At 42.7% G+C, this 15,589-nt stretch carries 18 protein-coding genes; 2 read left to right on the plus strand and 16 right to left on the minus strand.

All coding sequences use genetic code 11. The annotated features are described in order from the left end of the window. Positions 1–11: 11 nt before the first annotated feature. From AC1DPK_RS24120 to yneA, 6 genes are all read right to left on the minus strand, one after another. The gene (locus tag AC1DPK_RS24120; RefSeq protein WP_441963228.1) at positions 12–1,001 is read right to left on the minus strand and encodes an aldo/keto reductase; all 990 of its coding nucleotides are present in this window, start codon (positions 999–1,001) and stop codon (positions 12–14) included. Between the two features lie 45 nt (positions 1,002–1,046). Further along, on the minus strand, positions 1,047–1,238 hold the full coding sequence (locus AC1DPK_RS24125; protein ID WP_076265812.1) for a DUF896 domain-containing protein: 192 nt from the start codon (positions 1,236–1,238) through the stop codon (positions 1,047–1,049). Between the two features lie 121 nt (positions 1,239–1,359). Then, a complete protein-coding gene (locus tag AC1DPK_RS24130; RefSeq protein WP_339202694.1) occupies positions 1,360–2,442 on the minus strand; it encodes an efflux RND transporter periplasmic adaptor subunit in 1,083 nt (360 codons plus the stop codon). 26 nt (positions 2,443–2,468) lie between these two features. Beyond that, entirely contained in the window at positions 2,469–3,824 is a 1,356-nt protein-coding gene (locus tag AC1DPK_RS24135; protein WP_477511872.1) for an ABC transporter permease, read from the minus strand. Continuing rightward, complete coding sequence (locus AC1DPK_RS24140) at positions 3,814–4,533, minus strand: ABC transporter ATP-binding protein (RefSeq protein ID WP_475442493.1); 720 nt, start codon at positions 4,531–4,533, stop codon at positions 3,814–3,816. The genes AC1DPK_RS24135 and AC1DPK_RS24140 overlap by 11 nt, the downstream gene beginning before the upstream one ends. Before the next feature lie 160 nt (positions 4,534–4,693). Continuing rightward, positions 4,694–5,068 carry a cell division suppressor protein YneA gene (gene yneA / locus AC1DPK_RS24145; RefSeq protein ID WP_430058841.1) on the minus strand — a complete coding sequence of 125 codons (375 nt, stop codon included), beginning with the start codon at positions 5,066–5,068 and terminating at the stop codon, positions 4,694–4,696. Between the two features lie 158 nt (positions 5,069–5,226). On the opposite strand from yneA, the gene lexA reads away from it, so the two are divergent. Further along, on the plus strand, positions 5,227–5,847 hold the full coding sequence (gene lexA / locus AC1DPK_RS24150) for a transcriptional repressor LexA (protein ID WP_054024635.1): 621 nt from the start codon (positions 5,227–5,229) through the stop codon (positions 5,845–5,847). Positions 5,848–6,159: 312 nt separating this feature from the next. Here the strand turns inward: lexA and AC1DPK_RS24155 are convergent, their stop codons facing one another. Beyond that, on the minus strand, positions 6,160–6,336 hold the full coding sequence (locus tag AC1DPK_RS24155) for a hypothetical protein (RefSeq protein ID WP_477511873.1): 177 nt from the start codon (positions 6,334–6,336) through the stop codon (positions 6,160–6,162). Between the two features lie 156 nt (positions 6,337–6,492). On the opposite strand from AC1DPK_RS24155, the gene AC1DPK_RS24160 reads away from it, so the two are divergent. Continuing rightward, positions 6,493–6,603 (plus strand): sporulation protein YjcZ, encoded by a 111-nt coding sequence (locus tag AC1DPK_RS24160; RefSeq protein WP_083681511.1) that lies wholly within the window; start codon positions 6,493–6,495, stop codon positions 6,601–6,603. Positions 6,604–6,714: 111 nt separating this feature from the next. Here the strand turns inward: AC1DPK_RS24160 and AC1DPK_RS24165 are convergent, their stop codons facing one another. The 9 genes from AC1DPK_RS24165 to AC1DPK_RS24205 form a co-directional block, all read right to left on the minus strand. Next, positions 6,715–7,344 (minus strand): hypothetical protein, encoded by a 630-nt coding sequence (locus AC1DPK_RS24165; protein ID WP_477511874.1) that lies wholly within the window; start codon positions 7,342–7,344, stop codon positions 6,715–6,717. 518 nt (positions 7,345–7,862) lie between these two features. Further along, positions 7,863–9,191 carry a type I glutamate--ammonia ligase gene (glnA, locus tag AC1DPK_RS24170; protein WP_076265805.1) on the minus strand — a complete coding sequence of 443 codons (1,329 nt, stop codon included), beginning with the start codon at positions 9,189–9,191 and terminating at the stop codon, positions 7,863–7,865. A 44-nt stretch (positions 9,192–9,235) separates the two neighbouring features. Next, on the minus strand, positions 9,236–9,646 hold the full coding sequence (locus AC1DPK_RS24175; RefSeq protein WP_053376247.1) for a MerR family transcriptional regulator: 411 nt from the start codon (positions 9,644–9,646) through the stop codon (positions 9,236–9,238). A 62-nt stretch (positions 9,647–9,708) separates the two neighbouring features. Next, positions 9,709–11,001: a methionine gamma-lyase family protein gene (locus AC1DPK_RS24180; RefSeq protein ID WP_477511875.1), complete on the minus strand. Its 1,293-nt coding sequence runs from the start codon at positions 10,999–11,001 to the stop codon at positions 9,709–9,711. Between the two features lie 92 nt (positions 11,002–11,093). After that, positions 11,094–12,383: a GTPase HflX gene (gene hflX, locus AC1DPK_RS24185; RefSeq protein ID WP_477511876.1), complete on the minus strand. Its 1,290-nt coding sequence runs from the start codon at positions 12,381–12,383 to the stop codon at positions 11,094–11,096. Between the two features lie 25 nt (positions 12,384–12,408). After that, positions 12,409–13,398 carry an AAA family ATPase gene (locus tag AC1DPK_RS24190; RefSeq protein WP_339202714.1) on the minus strand — a complete coding sequence of 330 codons (990 nt, stop codon included), beginning with the start codon at positions 13,396–13,398 and terminating at the stop codon, positions 12,409–12,411. Positions 13,399–13,487: 89 nt separating this feature from the next. After that, positions 13,488–14,165: a YdcF family protein gene (locus AC1DPK_RS24195; protein ID WP_477511877.1), complete on the minus strand. Its 678-nt coding sequence runs from the start codon at positions 14,163–14,165 to the stop codon at positions 13,488–13,490. Continuing rightward, positions 14,162–14,719, minus strand: coding sequence for a ribonuclease FAU-1 family protein (locus AC1DPK_RS24200; RefSeq protein ID WP_076265800.1), 558 nt, complete (start codon positions 14,717–14,719; stop codon positions 14,162–14,164). The genes AC1DPK_RS24195 and AC1DPK_RS24200 overlap by 4 nt, the downstream gene beginning before the upstream one ends. A 223-nt stretch (positions 14,720–14,942) precedes the next feature. Beyond that, a complete protein-coding gene (locus tag AC1DPK_RS24205; RefSeq protein WP_339202718.1) occupies positions 14,943–15,581 on the minus strand; it encodes a peptidylprolyl isomerase in 639 nt (212 codons plus the stop codon). Between the last annotated feature and the right edge of the window lie 8 nt (positions 15,582–15,589).

Genomic DNA, 15,589 nt, shown 5'->3' on the forward strand with positions numbered 1-15,589 from the left:
AATTAAATACCTTATTCAAACGGTCTGCGAAACTTTTCAATAAAACGATTAGGATAATCTTCCGGAAGCGCACTTATTTGCTCCAAACGGTTCCAAACCTCGCTTGGCATTTCCCAGCCGATGGCGCCAATATTATCTTCAAATTGCTCCAGCTTGCTGGCACCAAAAATCGGTGAAGTAATGCCTTCTCGCTGAATGAGCCATCTTAAAGCTACCTGTGCAGGTGATTTATCCAGCTCTTTCGCTGCTTCCAGCAATGCGTCGAGAATTTCAAAGTTTTTATCATTAGACCGCAGATTCCACGCGCTCTCGCCTACTTTGGAAGTTAGACGTCCTTCCTTTGGCTCTTCCCTTGTATAGCGTCCCGTTAGAAAACCGCCGCCAATCGGGGCCCAAGGAATAATTCCGACTTTCTCTTCTAAACAAAGCGACAGCATTTCACGATCCATCTGCCTGCTCACTAAGCTGTATTGAGGCTGAATCGATACAAAACGCACATATCTGCTAGCATCGCTATACGCTAGTGATTTCATCAGCTGCCAAGCAAAAAAATTGGAACATCCTATGTAACGAACTTTACCAGAAGTAACGAGGTCATCCAGTGTGCGCAGCGTTTCCTCTATTGGAGTCGCATGATCCCATACATGCACTTGATACAGATCGATATAATCAGTCTGAAGCCGCTTAAGACTAGCTTCTACACCGTCCATAATATGTTTGCGAGATAAGCCTACACCGTTAATATTGCTGGATGTTGTCATACGCACTTTTGTAGCAAGAACGATGTCAGATCGTTTGTTTTTAATCGCTTTGCCGACGATTTCCTCGGAACGACCGCTCACATAAACGTCGGCCGTATCGAGAAAATTGCCTCCACGATCAACAAAACGATCGATCATCTCGATCGAATCTTCCTCACTTGTCGTATTGCCGAATGTCATGGTGCCTAAACAAAGCTCAGAAACAGCTAGTCCACTTTTGCCTAATAGTTTGAAATTCATCTAATCACCCCATCTTGGATATTAAATGATTACACAATACATTCATTAGTGCTTAACATTATCTTTGTCATCAACGATTTCGATCTTATCAAGCTGTTGACGGAAATTGCTTTTGAAAACAGTCAAGTATTGCTTGCGAAGCTCTTCTCTCTCAACCGTTTCCTCATCGGATAAACCTTCCGATTTATTTTTACGAGCCAGCTCGTTAATACGTTCTATAATTTTATCGAATTCCATTACATGCTCTACTCCTCTCATGATGAAAAAAACTCTACTCTCTACTTTTACATTTCCACCAATCAGTTGTCAAGGCAACAGAGCTCATCTCGAATAAAGTAACGACAGACAGCAGCATTCGTTATTGCAAAACAACTTGATCGCCTGGCTTCAATCCTTCAAGCACTTCTGTTTGTTCTGGCGTTTCGAGGCCAATCTTTATTTCTTTACGCTCATATTGACCGTTGCCTGTATCGAGCATCACGAAATGTTTATCTTTCTCGCGAATAATCGCAATCGATGGCACTGAAATTGCATTTTCTTTGCGTTCAGTTTCAATAGCACCGCTGAGGCTAAGGCCGGCAATCAAATACTCGTTAGGCTCAAGCACGATTACGACTTCAAATTGTGCGGCTTGATTTAAATTATTTTGATCCGTTCCGGTTTTTGCGAATTTAGAAACTTTAAGCACTTTGCCTGAAAGGTTCAGCTCTTTCATCGCATTCATCTTCACCTTGACTGGCATGCCCGCTTTAATTCGAAACACATCCTGTTCGCCAACTAAGGCGATAAATTGCAATTTGTTCAAGTCAACGACTTTGCCGACATACTCATTAACGGTCAATGCCTGTGGCCGTTTGTTAGGATTATCGAATAAAAAGATTCCCGTTGCTGGTGAACGAAAGCTGGATTCATTAAGCATTTTTTTCTTTTGCTGCAGCTCCTTGGCTTGAATGCTCGCTGTTACTTCATTAACATCCTTGGATAACCGTGCGATTTCTCTTTCAACGAGCACTTTTTTTCGTGCTTCTTCCGTTGACTCCATCGCCGCTGATTCGTCATTCAATTGATTGAGGTAATCGTTTAACTCAGCCTCAAGCTTACCCTTTCGCAGAACTGCCTCCATTTGCAAAATATCGTTTTGCACGGCCGTCTGATCCAGGTTAAACAATATATCACCCTTTTTCACCTGCTGCCCGTCTTCTACCGCCCACTGTTTAACCTCGGAGCCATAAGGTGCATAGATGAGTGTTTCCTGCTCATACAATGATTTTCCCTTTACTTCAACCGTGTTGGCAATCGTTTCGTTCGTCACTTGGAATGTTATTGGCTGAGAATCAGAAACGAATTCTGTTTGCCTAGGAGGATTGCCTATTTTGTATAGTCCAAAACTTATCCCAATAATAATAATACCGATTATTCCCCACTTTATTTTTCTTTTCATATGTAAGCTCCTTCTTCAACCATAAATTAATCGCGCCTAATCGCTGTTAAAGCATCCGTACGTGAAGCGCTTATTGCTGGATAAATACCCGATAGTATACCTGTAGCAAGAGCAAAAGCCATGCCTATTGGAATCGTTATAAATGGAATAAAAATAATGACAGAGTCCGTCTCGCCGGATAAGTTATATATGAGAGCGTTTATACCCCATACAATCCAATAGGAGAAAAGTACACCTAACAATCCACCAAGCAATCCAAGCAGCGCTGCCTCAATGATGAACATGTTGCGGATTTGAGCCAAATTCGCACCAAGCACCTTCATTATCCCAATTTGTTTACGTCTCTGATAGGTAGACATCGTCATCGCTACTACGATCGATATCGAGGCTATGATCAGAATAAACACACCAATACCAAGTGCCGCAGCTTTAATGATTTTAAATTCATTTGCGAGCTGTTCCTTCTGCTGTAGATTTGTTCGCGTCGTAACGACTAGTTTCTGCAGCTGCTTCTCTACTTGTTCAATCTTTGCTTGGTTATCTACTTTTACAATAATAGAGTTATAAGCTTCCTGCTCATCACTCCCTAACTTCAGCTCTTTCTTCAAGAGCTCCGCTGTCTCTAATGAGACATAACCTTTTTTGTCATACATCGACTGCTCATCACTGACTCCTGCTGGCTTCTTGAGCACACCTATTACCCGAAGAGGTCCGCTCAACACGACTTGGCCATCAGGTGAATAGGAACGAAGCTGTATTTGCTTTTGATATAAGGCCCCTGGTACACGATTTAACTTCTCAAATTGCTGATAAACCGTTTCATCATAGGGATTAGCATCAATTTGCTCTCGAATTTTACGTTTCGACTCTTCATCAATAAATCCCATTGTCGCTCCATAGTTAAGAACGATGGTACCTAATACATTCGTTGCTTCTCCTTGATTGATGTCATTTCCAAAAGCGGAAAGCATCTCAATATCTGTACCTATAATTTCGGTTTGAATTTGTGAAGTAAGCCCATCTAACGTCATCGTCTCCATATAGTTGAGCTGTTGATATGGTGATGCCGCTTTGACATGTTCGATTTGTCTCATGATGTCAAGCTTTTGCTTGGTTAACTTGCCTTTCTGCAAAGAATCTTCATCAGCTGTGGATGCTCCGCCGCCAGCGTATGCTCCTGTACTGGCTGTGACCGTTATTTCATCCATCTTCAAGTAACTATTCATTTGTTTCTCAATGTAAACTTGAGCAGATTCACCGATACTGAGTGCGATTATTATTGCTGCGCATCCAATAGAAATACCCGCAGCGCATAATGCCGTTACAACCTTTCTACGCCTTACCTGATCCCATGATAATCTTGAAATATCACTAATTCTCAATTTGAATTCCCCCCGCAAGCATACTTTCTCGTGCGGCTTCCTGATCCGTTACGAGATAACCATCTCGCAGCGTGATAATTTTTTCCGTTTGTGCTGCTACCTCACGTTCATGGGTTACGATAATAAAGGTAGTATCCATCGTTTTATTCAACTGCTTCAAAATCATAATAATTTCTTCCTCTGTTTTGGTATCCAAATTACCGGTAGGCTCGTCCGCAAAAATAACCGATGGCTCTGTTATCAATGATCTTGCAATACTGACACGCTGTTGTTGTCCTCCCGAGAGCTGAGATGGGAATAACTCTGCTTTATCAGGAATTCCTACCTGCTCTAATAACGAAAGAGCTTTTTTCTTCCGTATTGAAGGATGCATCGATTGAAATACAAGCGGAAGCTCCACATTTTCCCTAACCGTCAAGTTGGCTATCAACTCATACGCTTGAAAAATAAATCCGATATGCTTCCGTCTAAACTCTGCCAAGCGGTTTTCATTCATCGTTACAATATTATGGTCCGCAATAAAGATTTGGCCTTCTGTAGGCTTCATTAAGCCAGCCATTAAGTTCAGTAAAGTAGATTTACCGGAACCGGAGCTCCCTAACAACGCAATCATTTCTCCCTTATGTACGTGAAAGCTTATTTTCTGCAGTACAGCGGTCGTTTCATGCCCATTCATAAATGAGTGGGATAACTCTTCAACTCGTAACAAAATAGCATCTCCTTTCAGTCCCCTTTAATAGACGGCAAAACCAAGGGTTAACCCTGCAGTAAACATAAAAAAACTTTCTAAAGAAGTAGATTGGCCTGCATCTACTTTAAATAGAAAGTAATTTTTTGTATGAACTATTGAATTGTAATGGAAAATCAAGCTAAATGCTAGGAATAATTAACTTCTGTCCTGGCTTTATAACTGTTGATTGCAGATCATTCCGATCTTTAATCAAATATACGATATATCTGATATCATGGCTGCCATCTGAAACTTGTTTTGCAATATTCCAGAGTGTATCACCTGATTGCACCCTAATAATTTGTTCTTCCGCGGAAGCGGCTTCGGGAGTATTACTCGAAGCGTATGTCCCCATAAGTAGGAAGCTCGTAAACAATAAGAAAAACACAGCAGTGCAAACGACGAGCTTAACAGTATGACGCTTTATGAAATGCCTAATCAAGCGGTTGACCTTTGTTGCTTTGTTCGTATCTTGTTTATGAATGGTTCTATAAAAACTTGGACTAGTTATCATTTATCAACACCCCAAACGTTTGTTCTGTTTTTAGATTACACGAACAAACGTTTGGTGTCAACGAAAAAATACGAACCTCTGTACTTAAGAACTTATGTTTGTACGAACTCGAGTTCTATGTTATAATTTTTTGCAAACCTACTAATGGAGTGATTGCAGTGTCGAAGATTTCTAACCGACAACATTCAATTCTTGAATTTATTAAGAATGAAGTTCGGGAGAAAGGCTATCCACCCTCCGTTCGAGAAATCGGCGAAGCTGTTGGATTGTTGTCCAGTTCAACCGTTCACGGTCATTTGGACCGTCTAGAGAAAAAAGGTTTAATACGCCGAGATCCTACTAAACCGCGTGCTATTGAAATTTTGGATCAAGAAGGCTCTGATGGCATTATCCCGCTTTCCGTAGCTAGAGTACCTATTGTTGGTAAAGTTACCGCTGGTGTGCCGATTACTGCTACAGAAAATATTGAAGAATATTTCCCGCTTCCTTCCCATTTTGTTGGTGACAGCAGTGTTTTTATATTGAATGTCATGGGCGAGAGTATGATTGAAGCAGGTATTCATGACGGAGATTATGTTATCGTTCGTCAACAGCAAACGGCAAACAATGGTGAGATCGTAGTTGCAATGACTGAGGACGACGAAGCAACAGTCAAAACATTTTACAAAGAGAAAAATCATATTCGTTTGCAGCCGGAAAATTCCACAATGCAGCCTATATTACTTCAAAATGTAACGATTCTAGGTAAAGTCATTGGACTTTTCCGTGATATTCATTAATACCAATTAATATGTACATAAAGAAAAGGCTGAATCAACGACGTTGATTCAGCCTTTTCTTTGGCTATTACATTAACTTTCTTGCTTAAAGGTTTGGTAACGTCTGCCATTCTCAAGTCTTTCAACAAAATTCTGATTTGTGAGCTCTCCAATGACATGGGTCCAAAATTGTTGTGCGGGAACATTACGTTCAAGCTGATACAGCTCCCGCTCTCCTTTATGCTTTTGTACAACTAGCTTAGCTGCTTGTTTACCAACACCAGATCTTCTATATTTTCGCATAATAAAAAAATGTGCAAGTAAATTATAGTGTCAGTCATATTCAGTTACTTTTTTGGTTAATGCAAAACCAGCGATCTCGTCGTTCACAGTAATGATATAAGGAAAATAAGCATCGGTCTCCTGCCAATAATTTTCCCAATCGGACAATTGTGTATATAATTCTAATGAATTTACAGCAGCATCCGTATACTCTGTAAAGTCGTACATATAAAGCTGAGGCTAATTATTTATACAAACCTGCTTCTTTAACTTAAAAACGCAATGCCTGCATCAATTAATCAGCAAATGACAAACACCCAATCACTATGAATTTATYACGCATAACATACTGTGTATTCAACTCGTAAGGAGGTGCATTGAAAAATGTCCGGTTACGTGGGTGGAGCTTTCTCAAGCTTAGGAATCATCTTAGTATTATTCATTCTACTGGTGATCATTGCTTGCAGTTGCGGCGGCTTTGGCTTCGGATATTAATTCGTATTTGAGCCATTCTTCATATTAACAAAAGAAGATCCATTTGATGGATCTTCTTTTTGCTATTCATGCTCCTTTCAACCACTACTTTGTTATTTAGATGGAGAGATTTTAAATTACACGTTTTCTTAGCAATACTGCTGTTGTTCTTAAATTAGAAATTCGTATTAGCTTCTTGCGGTCAAGTTTCGGATAATCATAAAGTAATCCTTCATATACAATTTGCATTTGCTCATGTTTAAGAAAATCATGAGGTGTAACTTGCGCGGATGGTCGTTCCCACAAGTTTATACCACTGCTCCGCATGGCTTCAGCAACAAACTGGGAGCAGAAATATGAATCTGTTGGCTCGATATTAAGCTCAAGCAGTACACCTAACAATCCGATTAAATTGTATCGGTAATTTTCTTTATTTTTTTCAAACTCACGAATGTATTGAAGCAATGCGGCATGTTGTTTTTCTGATAAAGCAATCTTTAGAAGAACACAGCGCGTATTAGGGAAATATCGAAACGTTCCAGTATAGACGTTTTCTTTGACAAATCCAGCGATTAGCGGGTTGTTCGCACGTTTACGCCCAAAGCTGTATATATTCTTCAGATTTATATCCAGTGCAAGTGAAGCGTGATTATAGGGTGCACCAGTAAATAATTTGATCATTCGAGTAAACCATGTGCCCGTGTCCGTAAGCAACACATAAATACTGCCATTGGTTTCTTCATCTATTCTAGTTTCTGTCATGATGCTCACCTCATTTATCTTTGATTATCCAGGTTATAGTTAGGTCATTTTTGAGTTTAAGATATATGTCACGATTTCGTTTATTAGCTTGGGTTGATTAACTGTTATGAATATAACAACAATATAACCACCCGAATAGTACTAACTCTATGTGGTACTGGCTCTAGTCAACCTAAAAAAGACCAGCCACAAACACATTATCCATGTATTTGACTGATCCTATAAAAGTTTATTTTACTAATAACGCATATATATCATCGACATATAAGCACTAGACCGTAGCTCTTAGACCTGTATACTTTTCTTTAGGCGCGATTTGAGTCCACTGCTTAATTATGGCTCTAATAATCTTTAAAACCAAACTCAGCGCATCTTAGACGTTGCTGAGCGATGATATAGGTTACTTATCGACACATGATTAACATATGCCTGTGCCTTCACTTCATTAGGCTTTATTTCAGCTGTATAACTGTACGCAAAAAAAACCTCAACGCCAGCAGCGTTGAGGTTTTTGAATTTTAGTATAGCGTTAAATACTGATCGCGTTCCCATTGGTGAACTTGTGTGCGGTACATATCCCACTCAATTTCTTTAAGCTCGTAGAAATGAGCAAGAGCATGATCACCCAGCGCATCGCAGATGATGTCGCTTCTGAGCATTTCGTCCAGTGCTTCTTTCAAATCAAGCGGCAAGCTCGGGATGCCTGCATCCTGACGCTCTTCCTCTGTCATGATATAGATGTTCCGATCTGTTGGTGCTGGTAAAGGCAGCTTGTTTTGAATGCCGTCAAGACCAGCTCTGAGCATTACAGCAAGTGCCAAATACGGGTTGGCAGCTGGATCTGGATTCCGTACTTCTACACGTGTGCTAAGACCGCGCGAAGCAGGAATACGGATCATTGGCGAGCGGTTGCTTGCAGACCATGCTACATAACAAGGCGCTTCATAACCAGGCACAAGACGTTTATAGGAGTTAATTGTTGGATTCGTAATGGCAGCCATTGCACGCGCATGAAGCAGAATTCCTGCCATGTAGTGACGAGCAGCAGCACTTAGGCCAAGCTTGTCCTTCTCATCGTAAAACACGTTCGTATCGCCTTTAAACAACGATTGGTGACAGTGCATACCCGAACCATTCACGCCAAACAACGGTTTAGGCATAAATGAAGCATGCAAGCCATGCTCGCGAGCAACTGTTTTTACGACTAGCTTAAATGTTTGAATTTGGTCAGCCGCTTTAATCGCATCGGCATATTTAAAGTCGATCTCGTGCTGGCCTGGTGCCACTTCATGATGGGATGCTTCAATTTCAAAGCCCATTTCTTCAAGTGTCAAAACGATTTCACGGCGACAGTTCTCACCCATATCCATAGGTGCTAAGTCGAAGTAACCGCCTTGGTCATTAAGCTCAGTCGTAGGTTCGCCGCGCTCATCGGTTTTGAACAAGAAAAATTCCGGTTCTGGACCAACGTTCATTGCTGTGTATCCTAGATCTTCTGCTTCCTTCAATGCACGTTTCAAAATACCGCGCGGATCTCCAGCGAATGGCGTTCCATCTGGCATGTAAATATCACAGATCAAGCGAGCAACACGATCTTGTGTTACCCATGGGAATACAACCCATGTATCAAGATCAGGATACAGATACATATCTGATTCTTCAATACGTACATAACCTTCGATAGAAGAACCATCGAACATCATTTTGTTATCCAACGCTTTTTCAAGCTGGCTTACAGGAATTTCAACATTTTTAATTGTTCCGAGCAAATCCGTAAATTGCAAACGAATAAATCGAACATTTTGTTCCTGTGCTATACGTCTAATATCGTCTTTAGTGTAACTCACAGAATCATCTCCTTAGTTTGCGAAGCAATAGTTATCATGTTAAATTAGCGCTTATTTAAGAAACGAGTCAATTGTCCTTGAATTAGCGAAGCTTGTCCAGGTCTCTTCTCCAGCAATTGCTGTTTAAGCAGTCGGTGAAGCTGCTGATCGGATAGCTCACGGCGTTTCACTTCCGATTGCTCACTGACAATTGTTGCATCATCAGATTCCTTGGATACAGGATTCATTACTTGCTTAATGCCGGCGATATTAACGCCCTTCTCAATTAACGATTTAATTTCCAAAAGCCGTTCTACGTCATTAAATGAAAATAACCGCTGATTGCCTGCTGTTCTTGCAGGAACGATTAGTTCATGCTGCTCGTAATAACGGATTTGGCGGGCTGTTAAATCCGTCAGCTTCATAACGATGCCGATGGGAAATAAGGCCATATTTCTGCGAATATCATCAGCCATGTCGCATCAACCTTCCAGTCGCTCTTTTATATGTTCATTCTAACCGTTACAACGCAAATGTGTCAAGTTATGTAAGGTTTAATCACAATTAAACCACTGTCTACAAGGCGATATAATGCGGTTAAAACACCATATTTAGCGTGAGCATACGTCAGTCCACCCTGCATATATGCAATGTAAGGTTCGCGTATTGGAGCATCAGCTGATAGCTCTAAACTGCCTCCTTGAATGAACGTTCCTGCCGCCATAATGACAGCATTCTCATATCCAGGCATATCCCAAGGCTCGGGAACCACATGCGAATCAACAGCAGCTGCCTGCTGTATCCCTTGAACAAAAGCGATTAAATGATCAGCTTGTCCAAATCGAACCGCTTGGATGAGATCTGTACGCGGCTCATTCCATCTCGGTTTTGTTTCGAACCCAAGCTCTTCAAATAAAGCAGCAGCAAGCACACTTCCTTTGATCGCTTGTCCGACCAAATGAGGGGCTAAAAATAAACCTTGGAACATGGAGCGAAGCGTACCTAACATTGCGCCTACCTCGCCGCCGATGCCCGGAGCAGTCATGCGGTAAGCAGCAGCTTCGACGGCAAAAGCTTTCCCGGCAATATAGCCCCCCGTTTCAGCTAAGCCCCCGCCTGGGTTTTTGATAAGCGAGCCTGCCATCAAATCTACTCCAACTTGAGTAGGCTCGAGCAGCTCTGTAAATTCACCATAACAATTGTCCACAAAAACAATCAGGTCCGGCTTTATTGCTTTTACCCTATTTACGATAGTTTCAATCTCCGAAACGGTAAATGAAGCTCTCCAATCGTAACCACGCGAGCGCTGGATACCGATGACCTTCGTTTTTTCCGAGATCGCTTGCTCAATTTGAGTCCAGTCCAATCCACCATCCTCAAGGAGCGCTACCTCAGAATATTTCACGCCCCAATCCTGCAAAGAGCCCATGCCGTCTCCAGGCTTGCCGATAACTTTATGCAGCGTATCGTAAGGTCTTCCCGTAACGTACAGGAGCTCATCCCCAGGGCGCAGCACTCCGAATAAGGCACAGCTGATCGTATGTGTTCCAGAAACGAAATGCGGCCTAACAATAGCCGCTTCCGCTCCCATTACCTCTGCGTAAACAAGATCAAGTATTTCACGTCCGCGATCATTATAGCCATATCCCGTTGAACCGGTAAAATGAAAATCGCTTACTTTGTGATGTTGAAACGCTTCTATGACCTTCCACTGATTCCGCTCAGCTATCTTGTCAATGCTGCGAAAAGCTTCTGAGGCAAGCACCTCGGACTGCTCTGCTAGCTGCTCTAGGTGCTCCCATAGTCTTTGGTTTACATGTTGCCTGTTCATTATRATATCTTCTCCTTAAATTTTGCGCAGCAAAACTACTTCGTAAGCATATGCCTAAATTTTGCACAGCAAAACTACTTCGTAAGCAAACCCTACTCAATAAATTGTTTTAAACGATGACCGTGCTGCTCGTATTCCTGCTTACTCACATGAACGGTAAGTCGTAAGCTTTCTTCATTCACTTCTTGATTGATAACCTCGCCGCTTCGATAAGCAAGTGCGATCAAATCTCCACGCTCTGCTGGCACGTTAAAGACTACTACGTCTCCGCTGAGCTTATCTTGCACGGTTTGCTTTAACAGCTCTAGATCCCCAGCATCGTACGCGCTAATGACAAGATTGTCGCCGCTAGTAATCGGCAAATCTGCTAATGAACCGTTATTTACACACATATCCTTCTTATTGTAGACCATAATATAGGGTTTATCCGCGGCGCCAAGCTCACCTAAAATTTTGTTAACGACTGCAATTTGCTCATCCCGCATTGGAGAGCTGCTGTCGATGACATGAAGCACTAGATCAGCCTCGCATACCTCTTCTAACGTCGCCCGAAATGCTGCTACAAGATCTGTCGGCAAGTTTTGAATAAAACCTACCGTATCTGTAAGTATAATTTCTCGGCCATTTGGCAGCTCAAGTGTTCTAGAGGTGGGATCAAGCGTTGCGAACAATTGATTTTCTACATACACATCTGCATGAGTAAGCTCGCGAAGCAGCGTCGATTTCCCGGCATTCGTATAGCCAACAAGAGCTACTTGAATGGCGCCGGATTTTTTGCGACGCTCGCGATGCAATTTACGGTGGCGGACAACCTCGTCAAGCACCGTCTTCAGGTCAAAAATCCGATCACGAATATGACGGCGATCCGTCTCGAGTTTCGTTTCACCTGGACCGCGGGTACCAATGCCTCCGCCAAGCCGTGACAAGTTTTTGCTTTGTCCAGATAGACGTGGCAAAAGATAGCTGAGCTGCGCCAGCTCAACCTGAATAATCCCTTCGCGCGTTTTGGCACGACCTGCGAAAATATCCAAAATCAGCTGGGTGCGGTCAACGATTTTCAAATCCAGTGATTCTTCCAAATTGCGAACCTGAGCGCCGGACAGCTCTTGATCAAATATAGCCGTTGTAGCGCCCAGTTCATCAGCTAGAGCCTTAACCTCTTGTACTTTTCCTTTGCCAATAAACCATTTGGAATCGACGGTTTCTTTGTTTTGCGTAATGGTCGTCAGCACTTCAACCCCAGCTGTTTCCGTCAGCTGTACAAGCTCCTGTAGCGACAGCTCAGGGTCTCCGCCTTTCCGCTTGTCTTTTGACGTAACTAAGCTAATCAGTATCGCTTTTTCAATCATGTTCGTATTCGTATCGAATGTTATCTCGCTCATCTCATACTCCTTCTAAACTACGCAATCATATTGGTTTCGTATCCCACTTTAAATCATCTGGTCTAATCGTCATTAATTCCTGCTTTGCGGGAACGGAACTGGCATACTGCGTAAGCAAACGAACGGCTTGAAACCTGATCGCTTTCTCTATCACATTTCGAACATACCTGGCATTGCTGAACGAGAACATGGTGTTTAGCTTTTCCTGCATTAAATGCTGTCTTAGTTTAAATATGGTCTGAGGCTGCAATATATAATCACGGTCCTTAGCCATGAGCTCACTAATCTGAATCAGTTGATCAACCGAATAATCTGGAAACTCGATTTGGATCGGAAAACGTGACGGCAAGCCTGGATTTGTGAGCAAAAAATCGTCGATTTCGGCAGGATAACCCGCGAGTATGAGCACAAAATGATTTTTGTGATCCTCCATTGCTTTTACAAGCGTATCGATTGCTTCCTTGCCAAAATCTTTTTCCCCGCCCCGAGCTAGACTGTACGCTTCATCAACAAACAACACTCCGCCGATTGCTTTTCGAACGAGGTCTCGCGTCTTCTGAGCGGTATGTCCAATATATTCGCCAACAAGATCAGCTCGCTCCACCTCAATCAAATGTCCTTTGGTAAGTACACCCATCTTTTGAAACAGCTTCGCGACGATGCGGGCGATTGTTGTTTTTCCTGTCCCTGGATTGCCTTTAAAAATCATATGATACACATGAGAGCCGCCAAATAATCCTGCTTCAGAACGCATTCGGCTAATATAAAGCAACGCATATATTTCGTACACAAGAGATTTCACATTGTCCATGCCAATCATCGGTTCAAGCTCTTTCTGAATGTCAGCATAATGATCGACGCCCGGCAGCGGCTTCACTGCAGGCAGCGGTTCTGTCTCTAAAGCAGGAGCAGAGGCCCCAGTCTGAAATGTTTCTTGCGTTCTTAGGACCACATTGATTTGACGGGAAGGCCTTGCAGTGCCATTGCCGGATCCCGATTTGACGTGTCCACTCATCTGTGGCATCACCTATCCTTTGCTTCGAAAGCTGTAGCGGCTAACCGCACTACAAGTTTATTCTACTTTGCAGCAGCATATTAGCAGATTTACAGCTTCGAATCGGAAGAGTGAAATCCGAGACTAAGCAATAGAGAGTCGAGCTTCCACTTTGTAAAAGCTAGTACTTCACGCGACTCATTATAGACAGGATTTAGCACCTTTGATTTTGTACCAGCGACTTGAAACTGAACAAAATCAAGCTTTTTGGCTATCTCCATTGATCTTGCAGCATGATAATCATGGGTGATGACAATTAGTGTTGACAGGCCTTGCTGCTCTGCGATCTTCTTGCTGAATTCAAGATTTTCGTACGTGCTGGTCGCCTTATTTTCTAGCAACAGCTTGTCAGCTGAAATACCTTTTGTTATGAGATAGTCCCTCATACCCTCGGCTTCTGTTTTCTTTGAACCGTTGCCATCCAATCCACCTGTCAAAATAAGCTTGTCTACCGTACCCGCCTTGTATAATTGCCAAGCAAGGTCAAGCCGTTCCTTCAGTGCTGGACTTGGCACATCATTCCACAAAGCAGCACCAAGAACGATGCCTGCATCCGATGGAACAAGCGGCTTATTCGTATCGAAACCGTTAATTAACCACAGTAAATATCCACACCAGAACACGCCTGCACATATTAACCAGGCAACAACACGAAACAAGAGCAGCCACGGTCGCTTTTTCTTCGATCTTCTGCGCGGGCTGCTCCTTGAGACGGTTGCCTTCCTCATGATTCGCTTAATTCCCCGGTTTTTGCAAGCAAGCTCTTGCGATGCTTAAGGCTCAGCGTAAAATACCGGAACCGTCCGTTTCGTATGCTCGATAATAATTTCCCTGCTGTTTTGCGTGCAAGTGCAACATCCTTGCCATTAACATCACCTTGCCTTAAGGCATCCTCCAGCTCATCCTCGTCCATGAGAAATACCTCGCCGCTAGGCAGCACAACCACGTCCAAATATAAATCATCGAACCAAGGCACCTGCTGATCGGTTAAGCCTTGTGTTTTGCAAACATCGATATACCATTGCACGACGCGTCCCTTGTCATCAAACATCGTCGTGACGACAAAATGCTCGCCTCTTGGAAAATGCTGCATCCACAAGTATCCGCGATCTGCCAAACATAATCTACGTCCGTTATATTCCTTCCATAACGGCTCACGCAATTCATGAATCCGGTAAAACGTCACGAGACCTTTGAACTCTTCACCGTCCAGCGCTAGGCACGTATAGCTCTTACGCAAGATACGCCGCCAGTTAGCTCGGTCTGAAAATTTTCTCTTCATACGGAACGTACCCTTCCGTTCATTTGGGAAAAGCTCGCAAGCAACCTGCACAGCTCTTCTTGGCTTTGTTTACACAACGAACATTTTGCGACCAACGACAGTTGAAATTTACCTATAAAAAAAGATTACCATAACTTAACGTCCATCTCCAGCCGACAGCCAAAATAAACCAAGCTCTTTGCGATAAAATAAAAAGAATACCGCCAGAAAGGCGGTATTCCTCTTATTGCTCAACGATTTCAATCGAATCAATGACGATATTTTCAGTTGGCAAGTTGTTTTTCAAAGGTGTCTTCGAAATGGCTTTTACAACATCCATGCCACTCTCCACCTTGCCGAAAATCGTATAATTAGGCTCGCGGTTTAAATTTGCAGCATCAGGTCCCGTGCAAATAAAAAATTGGCTGCCACCCGAATTAGGCTTGCTTGCGTTTGCCATCGCGACAATTCCTTCTTCGTATTTCATTTCCGAACTTAGTTCATCTGGAATTGAATAACCTGGAGTACCGTATCCGTTTCCTTTTGGATCTCCGCCTTGAATCATGAAAGACTCAATAATACGGTGAAAAGTTAATCCATCATAAAAGCCTTCTCGAGCGAGAAAAACAAAATTGTTCACCGTTACCGGCGCGTCTTCCGTAAACAGCTTGACTGTAAAATCGCCTTTAGTCGTTTTAAACTTTGCTAAGTACGACTTGTCGAGATCAATCTGCATATCAGGCATCTTGTCCCAGTTCATCAACTTGGCTGAAGCTGAAGCACTATCCCTTCCTGAACCATCCTTGCCGCAGCCAGCTATAACCATAACTGCTGCGACAACAATGATTAAATACAAGAATGGTGCTCTCTTTCTATTCGCCATTGCTAACC

The sequence above is a fragment of the Paenibacillus sp. 01T424 genome, from assembly GCF_056398745.1.